Source organism: Arsukibacterium sp., assembly GCF_018402695.1.
Taxonomy (GTDB): Bacteria; Pseudomonadota; Gammaproteobacteria; order Enterobacterales; family Alteromonadaceae; genus Alishewanella.
Genome location: NZ_JAGYIM010000009.1, coordinates 155,232 through 174,162, shown reverse-complemented (window position 1 = coordinate 174,162; position 18,931 = coordinate 155,232). Strand labels below are relative to the sequence as shown.

The following is an 18,931-nucleotide window of genomic DNA, read 5'->3' as shown; positions in this document are numbered from 1 at the left end:
TTAGTGTAAAAGAATTGGCCTCACTAGCCAACTGCTGGTTACATACGGGAAAGGTGGCTTCGGGTTCAGCCCTGTTGCAACATTAATTCGTCAGCGACCTGATTACGGCCGCGTTCTTTGGCCAGTTTTAGGACTTGGGCGCTGCGGGCGAGGAACTGATACCAGCTTTCCTTGGCCTGAAACAAAGACACGCCGAGCGAAATAGTGACTTTTGGCAAACTTTTTTTATCGCGGGATGACACAAACCGCAGTTTCTCAACGCCTTTGCGCACTTGTTCGGCAATTTCATTAGCCGTGCGTAAATCGATATCAGGCAGTAGTAATAAAAACTCTTCACCACCTGAGCGCACCGGCATACCACTGGCCTGCACATAGCTGCCGACTTTACGGGCTACTTTGCTAAGAATCACATCGCCAATGGTCTGGCCATAATCCTGATTAAAACGACTGAAGTGGTCAATGTCGACCACAATGGCGGCAATTCGTCGTTCCGGCTGTTCAGTTAACCAGAGATCAACCTGATTCTGCATGGCAATACGGTTATATAAGCCGGTAAGCGGATCCTGCATCCGTTGTAATTTCAGTTGTTCCAGTTCATGCCGTAGTTGATGGCTCTGCTTGTTTGCCATCTCCAGCTGGTTATGTAATTGCTGTTGCTGTTGCTGATAAGCCTGGGCTTGCGCTTTAATGACACCGGTAATATCAGACACTTTGGCCGGTGCTGTCGCTAAATTATCTAAATGTTGCTCAAGTTGCTGAATAAACTGACCCGTTGCCTCTGCGGCTAAATCGGTATAGCCGGATAAGCGGCCCACGATACCAGTGACTTCCTGCAGTAATTGTTCCTGTTCGGTATTTTCGTCGGCCAGCCAGCGCTGGTACAACTCAGCCATAATAAAGTCATCTAACGCCGTTTTGCTGGCAAGCTTCTGCTCTATTGCCTGACACAAGCCTGCATTATTCCCGCTTATATAGTCGTATACCACCGCATAGTTGATTGGGTGGATAGCAAGTTGGTTATGCTGCAGGAAAGCTTTTACTAAGCCCGCTTTTTCCAGCGCTTGTTGCAGCGAATCCTGATACTTCATAAGACGATGTTTAGCTCCGGGGCCAATCACTTTATTATTATTTTCAGGTTCCATAGTAACTGAATCCGGCTGGCTGGCAACCTGCTATGTAAACAAAATCGCTCAGTCGCTGAAAATAGCGGCAAACCGATCGAAAAATCTCGGCTCAGCGGCCGGTTTTGTCAGTTTAAGCGACTTTTTTCCAGGCTAAATCGGGTTACAATCATTGTAAGACTAGTGGAAGGAATAACACGATGCGAAATATGCTTATAATCACAGTGTTACTGGCCATGCTGGCGGGTTGCGCAGCAGCGCCGTTGTCAACTGATCCTGACCAGGATTTTAGCCAGTTGGCTGCACAAATCTGGCAGGATGAAACCCGCTTAACTGAGAGCGAGCCAGACCGGCTACCCGATATGTCACCGGCCGCACTGAGTGCGCGGCAACAACAACGTTTGCAATGGCAACAGCAACTGTCGCAGGTAGACGTGGCTCAGTTATCAGAGCAAAACCAGATCAATCTCGCCATTTTACAGTACCGGCTGGCAAATCAGATTGATGAGTTCCGGTTTAATGCTCACCTGATGCCGTTGACCTCAGAATCCGGTTTCCATACCTCAGTGGCAATGATGTTGCAGCGAAGTGGCTTGCGTCAAACTACCGACTATGAAAACTATCTGCAGAAACTGGCCACCGTGCCGCTATATATGCAGCAGCAGACTGACTGGATGCGCCAGGGCCTGCTTAGCGGAATTACTCAGCCCAAAGCAGTGTTGGCTGGCTTTGAACAAAGCATCAGTTCATATATTACTGACGATATGACTGCCAGCGTGTTTTACCGGCCATTTCTAAGCCAGCCTGACACTATTAGTGATGCAAAGTGGCAACAGTTGCAGTCGCGGGCGCAACAGATAATCTTAAGCGAGGTTAACCCTGCTTATCAGGCTTTTTACGATTTTATGGTGCAGCAATATATTCCCGGTGCCCGCACAACTATCGCTGCCAGCGCATTGCCGGATGGCGCTGCGTTTTATCAGAACAGACTTGAGCACTACACGACGCTGCAGTTAACGCCGCAACAGGTACATGACACGGGGTTAGCCGAGGTAAAGCGGATTCGCGCCGACATGCAGGCAATAATTGATAACCTGGAGTTTAGCGGTAGTTTTGCCGATTTTATTCAGTTTTTACGCACCGATCCGCAGTTTTATCCGCAGTCTGAGCAGGAATTAATGCGCTATGCCGCCTGGCTATCGAAAAAGGCTGATGCCGAGTTACCACGGCTGTTTAAAACCCTGCCACGTACCCCTTATGGCGTGGTACCGGTGCCGGCGGAAATAGCCCCGAAGTACACCACAGGTCGTTATGCCGGGGCATCGCGGGATGATCAGGCCGGCTTTTACTGGGTCAATACTTATGCGCTGAATCGCCGGCCATTGTATGAAATGCCCGCACTGACGCTGCATGAAGCCGTCCCCGGCCATCACTTACAAATATCGCTGGCCCGCGAGCAAGCCAGCCTGCCTGATTACCGGCGTAGTTTTTATACCTCGGCCTTTGGTGAGGGCTGGGGCTTGTATGCCGAATATCTGGGGCTGGAAATGGGCTTTTATGACGACCCCTATGCTGACTTTGGCCGCCTGACTTATGAAATGTGGCGGGCAGCACGCCTGGTCGTCGATACCGGGATGCACAGCATGGGCTGGAGCAGGCAGCAGGCTATCGACTTTCTGGCCGCGAACACGGCTTTATCTATTCATAACGTGACCACCGAAATTGACCGCTACATTAGCTGGCCAGCGCAGGCATTGTCTTACAAATTAGGTGAATTAACGATCAGACGGCTGCGGGCAGAGGCTGAGCAGCAGCTGGCTGATAAATTTGATATCCGCCAGTTTCATGATGTGGTGTTGAGTAATGGCAGTGTGCCACTGGCCGTACTGGACAGCCAGGTAGCAGCCTATATTGCTGCTGAGCTGGCGAAATAATGAATATCATAAAAAAGCCGGCTTATGCCGGCTGATTATTGATAAGCACTGTCACGTTTTTGATTAATACTACACTTTACCTGCTGCTGCAGTTACTCTTTATTGCAATTTACAAGTTAGTGCGCTTCAGTGGCCGACAGCAAGGCAGCGTTCAGGCGCTGATCCGGTTTGAAGCAACGTTAATGCCGAAGCACAACTTTTGGTTCAGTATCAATCTGACCGTCATGATCGATCGCTGCCATTTTGTCACCAGCAAACAATACCGCCATTTTATGGTTGTCTTGTTGCCGGACAAACCGCAACTCGTAGCCGAATCGCTGTAACTCTGCCACAGAAAACTTCTGTGCCAAATTAAGTTCGTCCCAGAAATAATGCATATCCTTATCCGTCTGGCGCCGCTCTTGAATCATACCTGGCTCCAACTACATGGATCTTACGTTTTGGGATTCAGTCAGGCCGGTCAGGTAAGCGCGATAATGGTTTGCCACTGTGCGCGGGTAACAGGCATAACAGAAAGTCTGTTGCCTTTACGTACTAACGGCAACTCTATCAGAGTAGCTAAGCTTTTCAATTTGTCCAGTCGGATGAGTTGCTCCAGCTTACTGACAAACAATAAATCAACCGCTATCCAGCGCGGTTGCTCAGTTGTCGATTTCTGATCAAAATAAATACTGTCGCGGTCAAACTGGCTCGGGTCCGGGTAAGCTGGCCTGACCACTTTGGCGATACCAGCGATACCAATATCCTTACAACTGGAGTGGTAGATAAACACCTGGTCGCCAATGGCAACCTGATCCCGCAGGAAGTTTCTGGCCTGATAATTTCGAACGCCTTCCCAGACTATTGGCGTGTCGGGCGCCCGGGCGAAATCATCAATACTGCATTCATCAGGTTCAGTTTTAAATAACCAGTAGTTCATCTTTGCCAGGTACCTTGCTTTGCGGCAGAATAGACAGCGCAAAGTGTAGCAAAAGGACCGCTGAATGAGTCAGGTATTAGAAAATTTGTTATCGTTATTAAAACTGGAGACGATTGAGTTAGGGCTATATCGCGGACAAAGTCAGGATTTAGGTTTTAAGGCGGTGTTTGGCGGACAGGTAATGGGCCAGGCCCTGTCAGCGGCAAAAGAAACCCTGACCGAAGAGCGCAAGGTCCACTCTTTTCACTCTTATTTTTTAAGGCCGGGGGATGCCAGTAAACCCATAGTGTACGAAGTAGAAAACATCCGCGATGGCAAAAGTTTCAGTACCCGCCGGGTGAGTGCCATTCAATATGGCAAGCCTATTTTCTATATGACAGCATCGTTTCAGACCGAGGAGCAGGGCTTTAACCATTATGATCCTATGCCAGAGGTCCCCGGCCCGGACGAGCTGGTGTCTGATTTAGCCTTTTATCAGCAACATGCTTCGTTAATTCCGGAAGCACTGCGCAGTAAATTTATTTGTGAAAAACCAATAGAGATGCGCCCGGTCGATTTTCAGAACCCGTTTCAACCACAAATCAGTGCACCGAAACGTTATGTCTGGTTTAAAGCCAATGGCAATATGCCAGACGATATCCGGGTGCATAAATACCTGTTGGCCTATGCGTCAGATTTTAACTTTCTGCCTACGGCACTGCAGCCACATGGTGCATCATTTATGGCGGCGAATATGCAGGTCGCGACAATTGACCATGCTATGTGGTTCCATCAGGACTTTCGTTTCGACGATTGGTTGCTGTATGCGGTGGACAGCCCGCGGGCCAGTGGCGGCCGGGGGCTGGTACGGGGCCAGTTTTTCAACCGCAGCGGTGAACTGGTTGCCTCCACCATGCAGGAGGGCGTGATTCGACAGTACGCCAGCGGCCGCTAGGCGTTAGCCTGCTGCGGCATAATACTTTGCAGGCTCTGCAGAATATCGTTGCGCAGCAAGGTGTTAACGGTCTTGGTCAGCTGCTGCAGCCGTTGACTGCTGCACACCTGATTAGTCGCATCGGTCTGGCTGATACCCGCCTCTTTTAATGCATTGATCAGGGTCGTAAACAGCCCTTTATCATAGTATTCGGGGGCGATTATGCCATGCAGATTAAGCAGCCGCTGAGCCAGCTGATGGCCACGCTTTTCCAGTTCAGTGCGGCTTAACGGCCCCTGGGCCTGGACGAGGTTTAAGACAATAGCGTAACGTTGCAGGGTATCTTCGGCATTATGGGCCAGCAGGCTTAATTTAAAGTATTGGCGGCTTTGCTGCGCCGGCGCGTAATACTTATCACCATCGCACTCAATTAAGCCTTGTTCGGTCATAAACTGCAGCAATGCCTGACAGTAGGTATGTAGTGAGCTGACATAAAGAAATAACTCTGCCCGCAGTAACGGATATAACTGTTCAATGTAACCAAGTAGTTGCTGACTACTAATGCTGCGCTGATGCAGCACGGCAGATGCCAGCAGCGACGGCAGCATAAACAAATGCAGTACATTGTTGCGGTAATAGGTGGCTAATACGCTGTGTTGTTCACTTAAACTTATCAGCTCGCCAAAGCCATCGGTACTGCTTTGCACTTTCTGCAGGGCCAGAGCATGATTAATAAGGCTGTCGGCATCGCCCTCTGGCAGGCTGACATGCGGGTGATAAGGCACTTGTCGTTGCAAATTAAGGTATAAATCAAGTTGTTGGGTTAGCTCATCACGGGTCAGGATATGTTTGTCCGTTGCCAGAATACTTAACGCAATTAAGTTCGTCGCATTCAGCGCTGCCGCCTGGTTGATATGTTGCATTACCTGATTAGCCAGTTTTGCCACCACCGGGTTCAACCAGTTTGGCTTTTGCACTTCCAGCGGATGAATACTGCTTTTCCAGTCACTTACTTGCTGGTTTAGGTACTGATTAAGCTGAATAGGCTCGCCAAAATTAACATAGCCGTAGCCATAGTCGCGCAAATTGCGGATGGCTTTAAGCACCCCGCCAATCGACTCTTTTTTCTTGCCTGACCCCTGTAGCTCATTAACATAGGTACTGACTTCCATCACATGTTCATAGCCGAGATAAACCGGTACCAGAGTGACCGGCCGCTCAATACCCCGTAACATTGACTGTACCGTCATGGCCAACATGCCAGTTTTCGGCTGCAGCAGACGGCCGGTGCGGCTACGGCCACCTTCTGAATAGTATTTAACGGCATAACCTTTGCTGAACAACTGACTCAGATATTCGCGAAAAACTGCTGAATACAGTTTGTTTCCACTAAAGCTACGCCGGATAAAAAAAGCACCACCGCGCCGGAAAATAGTTCCGGCTGGCCAGAAGTTTAAATTTATGCCCGCTGCAATATGGGGTGGCACCAACCCCTGGTGGTAAATAACGTAACTCAGTAGCAGGTAATCCATATGGCTGCGATGGCAGGGCACATAAACAATCTCATGGCCTTTTTGCGCCAGGTCACGCAACATGTCGGCATTATTAATTTTGATGCCACTGTACAGTTTTTTCCAAAGCCAGCTCAGCACCCGGTCACCAACCCGTAGCGTCGATTCCCGATAGTCGGCAGCAATTTCCTGCAACAACTTATGGGCTTCATTCCGCGCCACTTTAATCGAGACTTTTTTACTGCGGGCTTCATCTTCTATCGCCTGCTTTAATGCCGGCGATGCCAGTAACGCATTAAACAGTTGACTGCGATTGACCAGTTTTGGGCCGGTTGCTGCTAATTTTTGCCGGTAAAAGTGAAAGCGTGACATTCGAAGTAGTTTGCGCGCGGTATCCGTTTTGTCACCGAATTGCGCTGCCATCTGGTTAAGAGAAACCGCACGGCTTAACCGCACCAGGGTGTGACGGCCCGACACCAGCACAATTAACATTTTTGCCAGCCAGTGCGGCGCGTTAGCCTCGCCGAGTAGCCATTTAATACTGTTCTCCTTACCGGGTGCCCGTCCCCATAAAATAGCAACAGGAACCAGCTGGGCATTCAGTTCAGGGTTAGCCAGATGCAACCGCAGCAGTTGCTGGCCCTGCGCCAGGGCGTTGGTTTTGGGTCTGCCACCGATAACACTATGCGGTTTTACCAGAAACAAGGTACGTGCCAGTTGCTGCCCCTCAAGGACAACGGGGGCCAGTGGATCGGGCAGTGCCAGTTTCTGACAAACCCGGCGCAGCGTCGCCAGATCACTGGCCGATTCGGTATGACAAACGTAAAAAACAGGCCGGTTTAGATCCAGCGCCAACTCAGTGACGGTGTTATCAGGCACCACTTTAAATTTTACCAGCAGCCGCAACGGCCATTTTAATAAGGCGGTAAACAACGATAGCAAAGAAAACATAACAATACCGGCGGTGAATCACAGACATACAAGAATATCATGGAAGCGGAAGCTGGCAAATTTGTCGTGCAGACAAAAACTTGGCAATTGCAAAAAGCCTGTATATACTCACAGTACTAACTGTATAGGTAGCCAGCATTATGAGACCACTTACGCCTCGTCAGGCAGAAATTTTGCAACTTATTAAAGATTATCAGGCTGAGACCGGCATGCCTCCTACCCGTGCTGAAATAGCCAGTCAGTTGGGCTTTAAGTCAGCTAACGCCGCAGAAGAGCATCTAAAGGCGCTGGCCAAAAAAGGGGTGCTGACCATGATGCCGGGTACCTCGCGTGGCATCCGGTTACTGGAGGACGAAAATGAACCTGAACAACTGGGGTTGCCATTAATTGGGAAAGTGGCCGCTGGACAGCCCATTCTGGCAGCAGAACATGTGCAGAGCCATTACCAGATCGATGCCAATTTATTTAAACCCCATGCCGACTTTTTATTGAAAGTTCAGGGAATGAGCATGCAGGATATTGGTATTCTGGATGGTGACTTGCTGGCTGTGCATAAAACGTCGCAGGCACAACCGGGTCAGGTGGTGGTTGCCAGAGTTGATGAAGATGTTACGGTCAAGCGTTTCCAACGCGACGGCCACGAGGTGTCATTGCACCCGGAGAACAAAGATTTTAATGTCATTAAAGTAGACTTACGTCAGCAGCAGTTTGCCATCGAAGGCTTGGCAGTTGGGGTAATTCGTAACGGCAGTTGGTTATAAAAAACCTTTAGCTCAATAAGTTAATTGTTAACAAGGCGCTGGTACGACCTGTTGGTTTTGCCGGCGCTTTTGTTATTTAGGGGTTTACACTGGCGTTGATTTGGATGATTCTTAGACAAAGGTTGCTGAAAAAATATCAGTTGCCAATTTGGGTTACTGCATGGGCAGTTCAAATTAAAAAAACTATAACAATAATAAACTAAAGAAACGTCATACATAGGTTCGGGGGCTAGCGGTATTCACCGTATTTTCTATCGGTATTCGCCGTGTATTACTGTGTACAGGTTTCTGCGGTTTGCTTTGCAAATGACAGAGGAGAAGTACAGTGGCGAAGACGCGTAGTATACGTTGGTCGCTGCCGACCTTGCTTTTAGCCGCATCGGCTAATGCAGCAGCCATGCCTTTAAATATGACCAAAGGCGTAACGGAGATCAGTCAGGAGGTTTACAGCCTGCACATGCTGATTTTCTGGATTTGCTGTGTTATTGGTGCAGTGGTGTTCGGGATAATGTTTGTTTCTATCCTGTTACACCGAAAATCGCGGGGCGTGCAACCGGCTCAATTTCACGAAAGTACCAAAATAGAAATTCTTTGGACCGCAATTCCGGTCGTAATTTTAATTGGTATGGCTATACCTGCTTCCAAAACGCTCATCGCCATGGACGATACCTCCGCAGCCGACGTCACGGTTCAGATCACCGGCTCGCAATGGAAATGGCATTACAAATATCTCGGCAGTGATCTGGAATATTATTCGGTACTTGCCACCCCTCGTGAGCAAATAACAAACCGTTTTACAAAGGGTGAAAACTACCTGCTGGAAGTGGACCGGCCGCTGGTTATCCCTACTGGCCAGAAAATTCGGTTTCTGATGACGTCAGATGATGTTATCCATTCCTGGTGGGTCCCCGCCTTTGCGATTAAAAAAGATGCTAACCCCGGGTTTATCAATGAAGCCTGGACCCGGGTTGATGAGCCTGGAGTTTATCGGGGTCAGTGTGCAGAACTGTGTGGTAAAGACCACGCCTATATGCCGGTAGTGGTAGTGGCAAAAAGCCCTGAAGACTATGCTGCGTGGAAACTGGCTGAAGAAACCCGGATAGCCGAAGCCAAAGCCGCTGAGCAGGAATTGCTGGCAATGAACATGGACATGGATGAGTTAATGGCGAACGGCGAACGGACATACATTGCTTACTGCGCGGCGTGCCATCAGCCAAATGGTGCTGGTTTACCGGGAATTTTCCCTGCCCTGGCTGGCAGCGATCTTATCCTCAACGATAAAACAGCCCATATCGATATTGTACTAAATGGTAAAAGCGGTACTGCGATGCAGGCGTTTGGCCGCCAGTTAAGTTTAAAAGAATTAGCATCTGTCCTGACTTACACCCGCAATGCCTGGGGTAACGATACCGGTGATGCCATCCAGGCTGCCGACGTTTATAAAGTGCAGCAGGGTGAGGGAGAATAATAATGTCTGTAGTAATTACTGAACCAAATGATCACGAGCAGCACGACCACGATCATGACCATCATGACCACAAACCCAGTGGCATAACGCGCTGGCTGTATACCACTAACCATAAAGACATCGGCACCATGTATCTGGTGTTTGCGTTAGTCATGTTCTTTATCGGTGGCACTATGGCGATGGTTATCCGGTTGGAACTTTTTCAGCCGGGCATGCAATTTGTCGAGCCACACTTTTTTAACCAGATGACTACAGTACATGGTCTGATTATGGTGTTCGGGGCAGTGATGCCTGCATTCACCGGCCTGGCCAACTGGATGATTCCGATGATGATTGGTGCGCCTGATATGGCGCTACCACGGATGAATAACTGGAGTTTCTGGATCCTGCCTTTCGCATTTTTAATTCTGTTGTTGTCACTGTTTATGCCTGGCGGCGGCCCCAGCTTTGGCTGGACCTTCTACGCGCCACTATCCACCACTTATAGTAGCGACAGCACGGCGTTATTTGTATTCTCTGTACACATTATGGGTATATCCTCCATTATGGGTGCGATCAACGTGATTGTGACCATCTGGAACATGCGGGCTCCTGGCATGACCTGGATGAAAATGCCTTTGTTTGTCTGGACCTGGTTTATTACCGCTTTTTTGCTGATTATGGTAATGCCGGTACTGGCGGGTGTGGTGACCATGGTATTAACCGATAAGTACTTTGGTACCAGCTTTTTTGATGCCGCTGGCGGCGGTGACCCGGTACTGTTCCAGCATATATTCTGGTTTTTTGGTCATCCGGAAGTGTACATCATGATCCTACCGGCCTTCGGTATCGTCTCAGCCATTATTCCCACCTTTGCCCGTAAGAAACTGTTTGGGTATGCCTCCATGGTATATGCCACCGCCAGTATCGCGATATTGTCGTTTCTGGTTTGGGCGCATCACATGTTTACCACGGGGATGCCGGTGTTTGCCACGTTATTCTTTATGTATGCGACTATGCTGATCGCGGTGCCAACCGGGGTTAAAGTATTTAATTGGGTAGCGACGATGTGGCGCGGTGCCATGACATTTGAAGTGCCGATGATGTTTGCGCTGGCCTTTATCGTGCTATTTACTATCGGTGGCTTCTCGGGCCTGATGCTGGCGATAACCCCTGCCGATTTTCAGTATCACGATACCTACTTTGTGGTAGCGCATTTTCACTATGTGTTAGTTACCGGCGCCATATTTTCTATCGTGGCAGCGGTGTATTACTGGCTGCCGAAATGGACCGGTAATATGTATGACGAAACCCTGGGCCAATGGCATTTCTGGTGCTCGTTGATTTCGGTAAATATGTTGTTCTTTCCAATGCATTTTGTTGGTTTAGCGGGCATGCCACGTCGGATCCCCGATTATGCGTTGCAATTTGCTGATTTTAACGCCTTTATTAGTATCGGTGGTTTCCTGTTCGGTTTGTCTCAGTTGATATTTGTCTGGGTATTAATTAAGTGTGCCCGTGGCGGCGTTAAGGCAACTGATCAGGTATGGGAAGGCGCAGAAGGTCTGGAGTGGGAAGTGCCGTCTCCGGCGCCGTACCATACCTTTGAAACGCCACCGGTAATCAAGTAAGGAGTCGGTTATGGCGCAGAACAAACCGTTAATTGGCAAACTGCTGTTGGTTACGCTGGCAATGTTTGGTTTTGGTTTTGCCCTGGTGCCACTTTACGACGTATTTTGCGATTTAACCGGTATAAATGGTAAAACCGCGGCGGTAGCAGTGACTGGCGACAATGCCATTGTTGATACCAGCCGTGAAATCACCATTGAGTTTCTGGCGCGGCCTAATAAAGACATGCCGTGGGTGTTTAAACCCGAAGTGCATAGTATGAAGGTACATCCCGGTGAAATTCACATTATGAATTATCTGGCAGAGAACCCGACCGGCCGAATGATCGTTGGTCAGGCAGTGCCGTCCGTGTCACCAGGTCAGGCCGCATTATATTTTAATAAAATTGAGTGTTTTTGCTTTAGCCAGCAACAACTGGCTGGCGGCAAAGATATGCTGATGCCGTTACAGTTTTATGTCGATCCGGCGTTGCCGGCGCAATTTAATACTATAACCCTGAATTACACCTTATACGATGTTACTCAGGCCTGGGCAGCGCAGCAACCTCTACAAGATAATATTGGGGAATAAGATGACAACAAAAACCTACGAAAAATATTATGTTCCCGCCCAGAGCCCATGGCCGATAGTGGGTGCCATAGCATTGTTTTTTATTGCTTTTGGTGCCGGCCATTTTGTAATTGATATCAGTAAACAGCAAAGCGGTTTTGGTGGCTACTTGTTGTTGGCAGGCTTTGCCATACTGGTATTTATGCTGGTTGGCTGGTTCAGGAATGTAATTGATGAGTCAATGAGTGGCTTGTACAGTAATCAGATGGACCGCTCGTTCCGCCAGGGCATGAGTTGGTTTATTGTCTCTGAAGTGATGTTCTTTATGGCGTTCTTTGGCGCCCTGTTTTACGGTCGGATGATTGCCATGCAGTGGCTTGGCGGCTCCAGTAATAATGCCATGACCTTCGAGCTGTTATGGCCCAACTTTGAACCCGTGTGGCCATTGGTAAAAACACCTGGCGGCATTGAAACTCAGGCGATGCCGTGGACAGGTTTGCCGCTGATTAATACCGCTATTCTGGTGATATCGTCTATTACTCTGCATTTTGCTCATACCGGGTTGGAACAGCAAAAGCGCGGTCAGTTAAAGCTGATGTTATTACTGACATTACTCCTGGGCGCAACATTTTTAGGCTTGCAGGTGTATGAATATATACATGCGTACCGCGATCTGGGCTTGCGGCTGGACTCGGGTTTTTACGGCAATACGTTTTTCCTGCTGACCGGCTTTCACGGCTTGCACGTTACCCTGGGTGCTATCATCCTGTTGTTTGTATTTTTCCGGGTGCTGAAGGGGCATTTCACCCCTGAGAAACATTTTGCCTTTCAGGCTGCAGCCTGGTACTGGCACTTTGTTGATGTGGTCTGGATTTGTCTGTTTGTTATTGTTTATATCCTGTAACCATACAACTTAGTAAGGTCTGGGGTTGGGTGTGATCCACCCCAGAGCCATTGCCAGCAAAAGAAGCAGCAGTACCAGGACAGAATAGAAAACCCGGCGTCCAAGAAAGCGGGACATTTGTTTTTGTTCCGGATCGTTTCTAAGCATGATAATTCCGGCCCGGAACAGATTGAAAACAATAAATAGTAGTAGCGCAATGATAACGAGCTTTAGCAACATCTTTTTTAATCTCCGGTCAGCAATTTATGCGGCTTAAAATATTTGGCCGCTATTTTGGCATTCACAAAGCGTGGTTGCTGATTACTGTGACCGCTTTTATTATTTTAAGCAAGCTTGGCTATTGGCAGTTGCAACGTGCAGAAGAAAAAGCTATTCAAATCAGTCAACTTGAACAACTCCAGCAACAGGGCGAATTAACCTGGCAACAGCTTGCCGTACTGCCTGCAGAGCAGGCGGATGGCGTGTTATTTGCCGGAGCGGGATACTGGATCAAGCCTTATGCCTGGCTACTGGATAATCAGATTGTTGATGGTAAAGTGGGCTATGACGTTATTGTCCCGGTGCAGAGTGGGGAGAAAAGTCGGCCACTGTTGGTTAATCTTGGTTGGGTGGCTGCTGGCAGTAGCCGGGATGAGCTGCCGGAGTTGATTATTCCAGAGCAAGTACAACTACAGGGACTCATTCGCACTAAGGTGGGAGGGTTCAGGCTGGGCCAGAATACGGAAGGCGCAGGATGGCCGCAGCGCATTCAACAGCCAGAGCTGGAGCAGATGACAGCTCAGCTTCCCGTCAGTGCCTATCCGTTTTTGTTGTATCAACAAGGGGAAAGTCCTTTTTTACCGCATTATCAGGCGGTGGTGATGCCCCCTGAAAAACACCATGGCTACGCTTTTCAATGGTTTATGCTGGCAATCGCCGTGGTGGCAGTGGCCGTTGCTGCTGCCCGGCGCAGCGGGAGAGAAAATGAATAAAAATAAATTTATGCTGCTGTTTGTAATATGTTGTGTATTGCCACTGGCAGCTGCAAAACTGGTACTGGAAATGGGTTGGTTCAACCCAGGCTCATCTAGCAAAGGAGTCTGGCTGCAGCAGGAAATCTTTTTACTGGACGATATCAGCGGCCAGAAAAAACACTGGCGGATAGTCATACTGACTGATGCGCCTTGTCAGCAGCGTTGTCAGAATGCCTTGCATACCGTAAAACAGCTATATATTGGTCTTGGCCGCAAGCAGGAGCAGGTGCAACCGGTGGTGGTTGGGCCATTAACAGACGCTGATGACTATCCAATGTTTGTTCAGCAACCGGCTGCAATTGATGACGTTGCACTGCTGCAGCAGCAAATATTGTTGGTTGACCAGAAAGGGCTGGTATTGCTGAGTTACCCGATGCCAGAGCAACAAACTGAGATGGCAGATATTGCCCGTAATATCCGTTATGACTTATTAAAGTTGTTAAATTATGACAGGACCAGCGTATGACCAGACATAAAAAGTTGGTTTCTCTTACTTTGCTGTTGACGATGGTGGTAATTATTTATGGTGCTTTTACCCGCTTAACTGATGCCGGGCTGGGTTGTCCGGACTGGCCGGGCTGCTATGGTTTTCTAAAGGTGCCAGAAAAGCCAGAAAGCATTGCAATTGCCGCGCAGGCGTTTCCTGAACGGCCACTAGAGCCACAAAAAGCCTGGAATGAAATGATCCATCGTTATCTGGCCGGTACCTTAGGTCTGCTAATTGCTGCGATATTTATTTCCAGCATGATCAGCAAAGGACAGCAGCCCCGCACCTTGCCGACGGTGCTGTTATTGCTGGTGATTTGCCAGGCCGCACTAGGTGCCTGGACAGTCACCATGAGCTTACTACCTATAGTGGTGCTGGCGCATTTGCTGGGTGGCTTTACCCTCTATTGTTTACTGGCGTTGTACTGGATGCAGCTGACCCCTGTTTTGCGGGTAGCGGAGCCTGCGTTGACACAGTTAAAGCCATTAGCAATTGGCGCTGCGGTAGTGGTTATGGTGCAAATTGGTCTTGGCGGCTGGACCGCGGCGAATTACGCCGCACTGGCCTGCATTGAGCTGCCGGTTTGTGAAGCAGGTTGGGTCGGTCGGCTGGCGCTGGATGAGGCGTTTGATTTACATCTGGGATACAGTGACTATGAATATGGGGTAATGTCAGCCGAAGCCCGCCAGACAGTTCATGTGTTTCACCGCTTAGGGGCGTATATTACGCTAGCTGTGGTTAGTTGGTTTGCCATCAGCCTGTATCGCCGGGCGCAAACTAAAATAATGCAGAAATTTGCCTTGGCAATTGGCGTGATATTGTTATTGCAATTTATTCTGGGCCTGTTAAATGTAGTATTACATTTGCCCCTGGCTAATGCGGTAGCACACAATTTTATCGGGGCAAACTTACTGATGATTATGGTGGTGGTGGTGTATCAACTCTACCGGCCTGTTGGCAGGGAGGCGTAAATGGCAACAATATTGGCTTCGCGACACGGAATTTCCCGCTGGCGCGACTATCTGGAGTTAACTAAACCAAAAGTAGTGGCGTTGCTGGTGTTAACAGCCTGGGTGGGCATGATGCTGGCATCACCCGGCTTGCCGGATGTGGCCGTTGTGGTATTCGCGACCATCGGTATTGGCTTGTTGTCGGGCGCAGCTGCAGCGCTTAACCATGTGGTCGATCAGCGAATTGATGCGCAGATGGCGCGGACTCACAGCCGGCCGGTAGCGAAAGGCCGGGTAAGCTCGCAGCAAGCGGTCGCCTTTGCCTGTGCCCTGGCCGCCATGGGTTTTGTCTTGTTATATCTTGGCGTTAATTCGCTGACAGCCTGGCTGACCCTGCTCAGTTTATTTGGTTATGCCGTGGTTTATACCATGTTTTTGAAACGGGCCACCCCGCAGAATATCGTCATTGGCGGCCTGGCAGGAGCAATGCCACCGTTACTGGGCTGGACGGCCGTTACCGGTGATATTCATGGTTATGCCCTGCTGCTGGTGATGATCATTTTTGCCTGGACCCCGCCCCATTTCTGGGCGCTGGCTATCCACCGCCGGGATGACTATGCCAAAGTGAACATGCCGATGCTGCCGGTAACCCATGGCATTGAATACACCAAAAGCGCGATTTTATTGTACACAGTGCTGCTGTGTCTGGTTTGTTTACTGCCCTATATCGTCGGTATGACGGGCGCCGTGTATCTGCTGGGCAGTACCGTCCTGAATTTACGGTTTTTACAGTACGCCTGGAAATTGAAATTTAATGCAGACAGCAAGACAGCAATGGCTACCTTTAAATTCTCTATTGTCCATTTGATGGTGTTGTTTCTGGTATTGCTGGTAGACCATTACTTTAAGGTATCACCTTTTTATGTTTCGTAATTTAATCGTTTTAATGCTTTCTGCCGCCGCCGTTGTGGCCGGAGTGATGCTATATTTACTCTGGCAGCATAAGCCTTTGCCAGAGCAAGCTCTGGTTTATCCGCAACCACGTAACCTGACGGAGTTTACCCTGCTTGATCAGGATAGTAAGCCGCGGGGCCGGGCAGATTTAATGGACAAGTGGACGCTGGCTTTTGTTGGCTACACGTTTTGCCCGGATATTTGTCCGCTAACCCTGGCCAAACTGGCTGGTGTACAGCAAGAACTTGCAGCTACCGTCGAGCAACCACTGCAAATCTGGTTTATCTCAGTTGACCCCCAGCGAGATACGCCTGAACAACTGAAGCAATACGTCGATTATTTTAATCAGCCGGCATTGACCGGCTTAACCGCCGGCCACGACCAGTTGTTTCCTTTTGTCCGGGAGCTGGGCTTAATGTATGCCATGAGTAGCACCACGGAGCAGGATTATCTGGTAGACCATAGTGCGTCGGTGGTTTTAATTAACCCCCAAGGCCAGGTCGCGGCTATGTTTAAACCAGATATGCTGCCCGGCGAAGTGCCGCTGGTTAACCGGGAGCGATTACTCAGTGACTTTCCGCTGGTATTGAACCAGCTGCAGCGCAATTAGTTAGCGGCAGGGGAAGATGAGTTATCAGCGGCAACAGGTGCATTAAGCATCTGGCCATGTTTAACACACCAGTACAAGCCATACAGACTGAAGGTAACCAGCCAGGTTAAAACAAACCGGACCATGGGCTCCGGAAAGCTGTGGTTTTGCCTGTCTGCTTGCGTGGGTAACAACCAGAGGGCGATGCAGAGTATACACAGCATAAAATACACAGCCAGCAGCAAGTAGGTCAGTTTTTCCCCGTCATTGAATGCTGTTAATGCAACCTCGCTGACAGCGTCACGTTGATAAATATTCAGGTTTAAATCGTTACGGGCCCGGTTAACCGCTGCTATATACTCTGCCCGTTGCTCTGGCATTATGTGGTCGGTAAGGCTTTTGTACTGGTATGTTAAGGTCAGTTTGTTGCTGTCACTGTCAAATTGCAGTTGGCTTTGATAGTGGAAAAACGGATTACTTTCCTCGACTTGTTCATCTGCAAATTGCCAGTCGATGTTATTCAGCTCAATGGCAATGGTCTGGCTGATATTGACTGGATGACTCAGGGCAAAAGGTTGAGTACGGTTGGCAGCAATTTCAGGTGTTTGCAGATAGCTGCTGATACCATTACTATAAAAGTTGGCATTTAACTTATCTGATTCATCTTCATCTTGTTGCCAGAAATCGGCAATCTGATAAAACTCCGCAACGGTGATACGGCCAGTTGCTGCATCATCAGTTTTACTAATTGGCCCGGCCAGACTAATCGTTGGGTAGTAGCGGCTGTAAAACTGGACATAGCCGTCAGCTTTCTGGCTGACGCTATTGTTGGCAAACTCGGCGCGTGAACGCTCAGCATCCAACCCACTGTAGACGGTTCTAACCTGGTATTCAGCCGGCCTGGTGAGTGCTTCAGCTAAACGAAATTGCTCGTTAATTAATACCTCAGTATGCTCAGTAGCAGCGCTCATACTGGTCAACTCAGTGACAGTCGGAGTCAGCTCAAGGGCGTAACCATAGTTTGGCTGATATACACTTCCCAGTGACCCGGCCTGAAAACTCCGGGTTGGGTCCAACCAGTAATTTTTATCATTAAACGCCAGTTTAACAATAGCATGATCGAACACGCCGGCTGATGGCAGCCGCTCAGCGATAGTGGTACTAAGTTCAGTATTGACCAGGACCGGAACCGCATCCAGCCCAAGCTGGCGTAAAATACTGACTAATAACACACTTTTATCTTTGCAGTCACCGTACCGTTGCTGCAACACCTGGCCTGCACTGGCTGGCTTATGAGAGCTTTCCCCCAGCTCTATTCCCAGATATCGAATTTCGGTCTGCACAAATTGCAGGGCGGCGGCAATTTGCTGCTCAGCCGTGGCATAGTCGCGTTGTAATCTGGCCACTTGCGCCGCAACGGCCGGGCTGGTAGCCATTGCGGGCTCAAATAATTCAGTACCCCAACGGGCGATATCCTGCCAATGCGGGCTGTTACTGAATGACAAAACATTGTAAGGCGAATACCAGTCTGGCGTGTCATCTTCGTGTTTAACCGGCGCAACATTTTGCTGAACTAAGGTATAGCTGACACTCTCTGCCGTTTTACTTATTTGCAACGGCATTGTATTTTTACTGAATTGATACACCAGCGGCTCCGGCTTTTGCCACAGCAGCCGCCAGTGTTGTTGTTGCAGGGGGACGGTCCAGTTCAGACGCTGGCTGGTATTAAAGCGATCGGCAAATACCGGATTACTGCCGGTCAGGCTGTAGCTGTACTGGACAATATCGCCGACCCGCAGGTCTGGTAACACAATGTTCAGCGCAGTTTCGCCGTGATACAGTAACTTTTCTAACTCATGCTCGGTTTGCACTAAACTTAAACGGGCTTGCGGGTAACGGTTTATAGTATTGCCATCACGTATGATATTCAGCTGATGAAGGGCGACTTGCTGATAGCCAGGGTCGAAGTAAATACTGATTTGACCTGCTTGTTCAAGGCCTTTACTGCTTGTTATCAGGCTGGCGTAGTGCTCAAAAATCTGGCGCTGGCCAGCTACCGGAACCTGCAACTGGGTATCTGCCAGTAAATAATAAATCCCATTGCTTATATCTTGCTCCGGCACGTCGCTGCGCAGTGCAGGCTGCAGTGGTACTACCCAGTCTGGCACCGGGCTTAGTGCCACCTCGGCAGTGCTTTGCAAGGTGATAAACAGGCTCAGCGCAGCGATATATCTTGTTAACTGCTTCACAAAAAGTCCATTTCAATGCTGATAAACTGTTTTTATATCAGTAAGCTGAT

At 49.1% G+C, this 18,931-nt stretch carries 18 protein-coding genes; 12 read left to right on the top strand and 6 right to left on the bottom strand.

Annotation, left to right across the window (positions count from 1 at the left end):
• Positions 1-65: 65 nt before the first annotated feature.
• Positions 66-1,142 (bottom strand): GGDEF domain-containing protein, encoded by a 1,077-nt coding sequence (locus KG631_RS02895; RefSeq protein WP_301003554.1) that lies wholly within the window; start codon positions 1,140-1,142, stop codon positions 66-68.
• Positions 1,143-1,321: 179 nt separating this feature from the next.
• Here KG631_RS02895 and KG631_RS02890 point away from each other — a divergent pair, with 179 nt between their 5' ends.
• Entirely contained in the window at positions 1,322-3,055 is a 1,734-nt protein-coding gene (locus tag KG631_RS02890; protein ID WP_213995131.1) for a DUF885 domain-containing protein, read from the top strand.
• A 179-nt stretch (positions 3,056-3,234) separates the two neighbouring features.
• Here the strand turns inward: KG631_RS02890 and KG631_RS02885 are convergent, their stop codons facing one another.
• Both KG631_RS02885 and KG631_RS02880 read right to left on the bottom strand, forming a co-directional pair.
• The gene (locus KG631_RS02885; RefSeq protein ID WP_213995130.1) at positions 3,235-3,465 is read right to left on the bottom strand and encodes a hypothetical protein; all 231 of its coding nucleotides are present in this window, start codon (positions 3,463-3,465) and stop codon (positions 3,235-3,237) included.
• A gap of 50 nt (positions 3,466-3,515) precedes the next feature.
• Positions 3,516-3,974: an EVE domain-containing protein gene (locus tag KG631_RS02880; RefSeq protein WP_213995129.1), complete on the bottom strand. Its 459-nt coding sequence runs from the start codon at positions 3,972-3,974 to the stop codon at positions 3,516-3,518.
• A 64-nt stretch (positions 3,975-4,038) separates the two neighbouring features.
• On the opposite strand from KG631_RS02880, the gene tesB reads away from it, so the two are divergent.
• On the top strand, positions 4,039-4,908 hold the full coding sequence (tesB, locus tag KG631_RS02875) for an acyl-CoA thioesterase II (protein WP_213995128.1): 870 nt from the start codon (positions 4,039-4,041) through the stop codon (positions 4,906-4,908).
• On the opposite strand, the gene plsB is transcribed toward tesB, so the two are convergent.
• A complete protein-coding gene (gene plsB / locus KG631_RS02870; protein WP_213995127.1) occupies positions 4,905-7,349 on the bottom strand; it encodes a glycerol-3-phosphate 1-O-acyltransferase PlsB in 2,445 nt (814 codons plus the stop codon). The two genes, tesB and plsB, sit on opposite strands and share 4 nt — an antisense overlap.
• Before the next feature lie 140 nt (positions 7,350-7,489).
• Here plsB and lexA point away from each other — a divergent pair, with 140 nt between their 5' ends.
• The 5 genes from lexA to KG631_RS02845 all read left to right on the top strand — a co-directional run bounded on the left by lexA (position 7,490) and on the right by KG631_RS02845 (position 12,639).
• Entirely contained in the window at positions 7,490-8,110 is a 621-nt protein-coding gene (lexA, locus tag KG631_RS02865; RefSeq protein ID WP_213995126.1) for a transcriptional repressor LexA, read from the top strand.
• A 325-nt stretch (positions 8,111-8,435) separates the two neighbouring features.
• On the top strand, positions 8,436-9,578 hold the full coding sequence (gene coxB / locus KG631_RS02860) for a cytochrome c oxidase subunit II (RefSeq protein WP_365868093.1): 1,143 nt from the start codon (positions 8,436-8,438) through the stop codon (positions 9,576-9,578).
• 2 nt (positions 9,579-9,580) lie between these two features.
• Complete coding sequence (ctaD, locus tag KG631_RS02855; protein ID WP_213995125.1) at positions 9,581-11,188, top strand: cytochrome c oxidase subunit I; 1,608 nt, start codon at positions 9,581-9,583, stop codon at positions 11,186-11,188.
• Positions 11,189-11,198: 10 nt separating this feature from the next.
• On the top strand, positions 11,199-11,756 hold the full coding sequence (locus KG631_RS02850) for a cytochrome c oxidase assembly protein (RefSeq protein ID WP_213995124.1): 558 nt from the start codon (positions 11,199-11,201) through the stop codon (positions 11,754-11,756).
• Between the two features lies 1 nt (position 11,757).
• Positions 11,758-12,639, top strand: a complete 882-nt coding sequence (locus KG631_RS02845; protein ID WP_213995123.1) for a cytochrome c oxidase subunit 3 — start codon at positions 11,758-11,760, stop codon at positions 12,637-12,639.
• 9 nt (positions 12,640-12,648) lie between these two features.
• Here KG631_RS02845 and KG631_RS02840 read toward each other — a convergent pair whose 3' ends face one another.
• Complete coding sequence (locus tag KG631_RS02840) at positions 12,649-12,858, bottom strand: DUF2909 domain-containing protein (RefSeq protein ID WP_213995122.1); 210 nt, start codon at positions 12,856-12,858, stop codon at positions 12,649-12,651.
• A gap of 26 nt (positions 12,859-12,884) precedes the next feature.
• Here KG631_RS02840 and KG631_RS02835 point away from each other — a divergent pair, with 26 nt between their 5' ends.
• From KG631_RS02835 to KG631_RS02815, 5 genes are read left to right on the top strand one after another with little or no spacing between them, the layout of a single operon-like run.
• Positions 12,885-13,610 carry an SURF1 family protein gene (locus KG631_RS02835; protein WP_213995121.1) on the top strand — a complete coding sequence of 242 codons (726 nt, stop codon included), beginning with the start codon at positions 12,885-12,887 and terminating at the stop codon, positions 13,608-13,610.
• Positions 13,603-14,118, top strand: coding sequence for a hypothetical protein (locus KG631_RS02830; protein ID WP_213995120.1), 516 nt, complete (start codon positions 13,603-13,605; stop codon positions 14,116-14,118). The genes KG631_RS02835 and KG631_RS02830 overlap by 8 nt, the downstream gene beginning before the upstream one ends.
• The gene (locus KG631_RS02825; RefSeq protein WP_213995119.1) at positions 14,115-15,110 is read left to right on the top strand and encodes a COX15/CtaA family protein; all 996 of its coding nucleotides are present in this window, start codon (positions 14,115-14,117) and stop codon (positions 15,108-15,110) included. The genes KG631_RS02830 and KG631_RS02825 overlap by 4 nt, the downstream gene beginning before the upstream one ends.
• Positions 15,111-16,022, top strand: coding sequence for a heme o synthase (gene cyoE, locus KG631_RS02820; RefSeq protein WP_213995118.1), 912 nt, complete (start codon positions 15,111-15,113; stop codon positions 16,020-16,022). It begins immediately after the preceding gene.
• Positions 16,012-16,653, top strand: coding sequence for an SCO family protein (locus KG631_RS02815; protein WP_213995117.1), 642 nt, complete (start codon positions 16,012-16,014; stop codon positions 16,651-16,653). Before cyoE ends, KG631_RS02815 begins: the two co-directional genes overlap by 11 nt.
• Here KG631_RS02815 and KG631_RS02810 read toward each other — a convergent pair.
• Positions 16,650-18,881, bottom strand: coding sequence for a DUF3857 domain-containing protein (locus KG631_RS02810; RefSeq protein WP_213995116.1), 2,232 nt, complete (start codon positions 18,879-18,881; stop codon positions 16,650-16,652). The genes KG631_RS02815 and KG631_RS02810 overlap by 4 nt on opposite strands.
• Between the last annotated feature and the right edge of the window lie 50 nt (positions 18,882-18,931).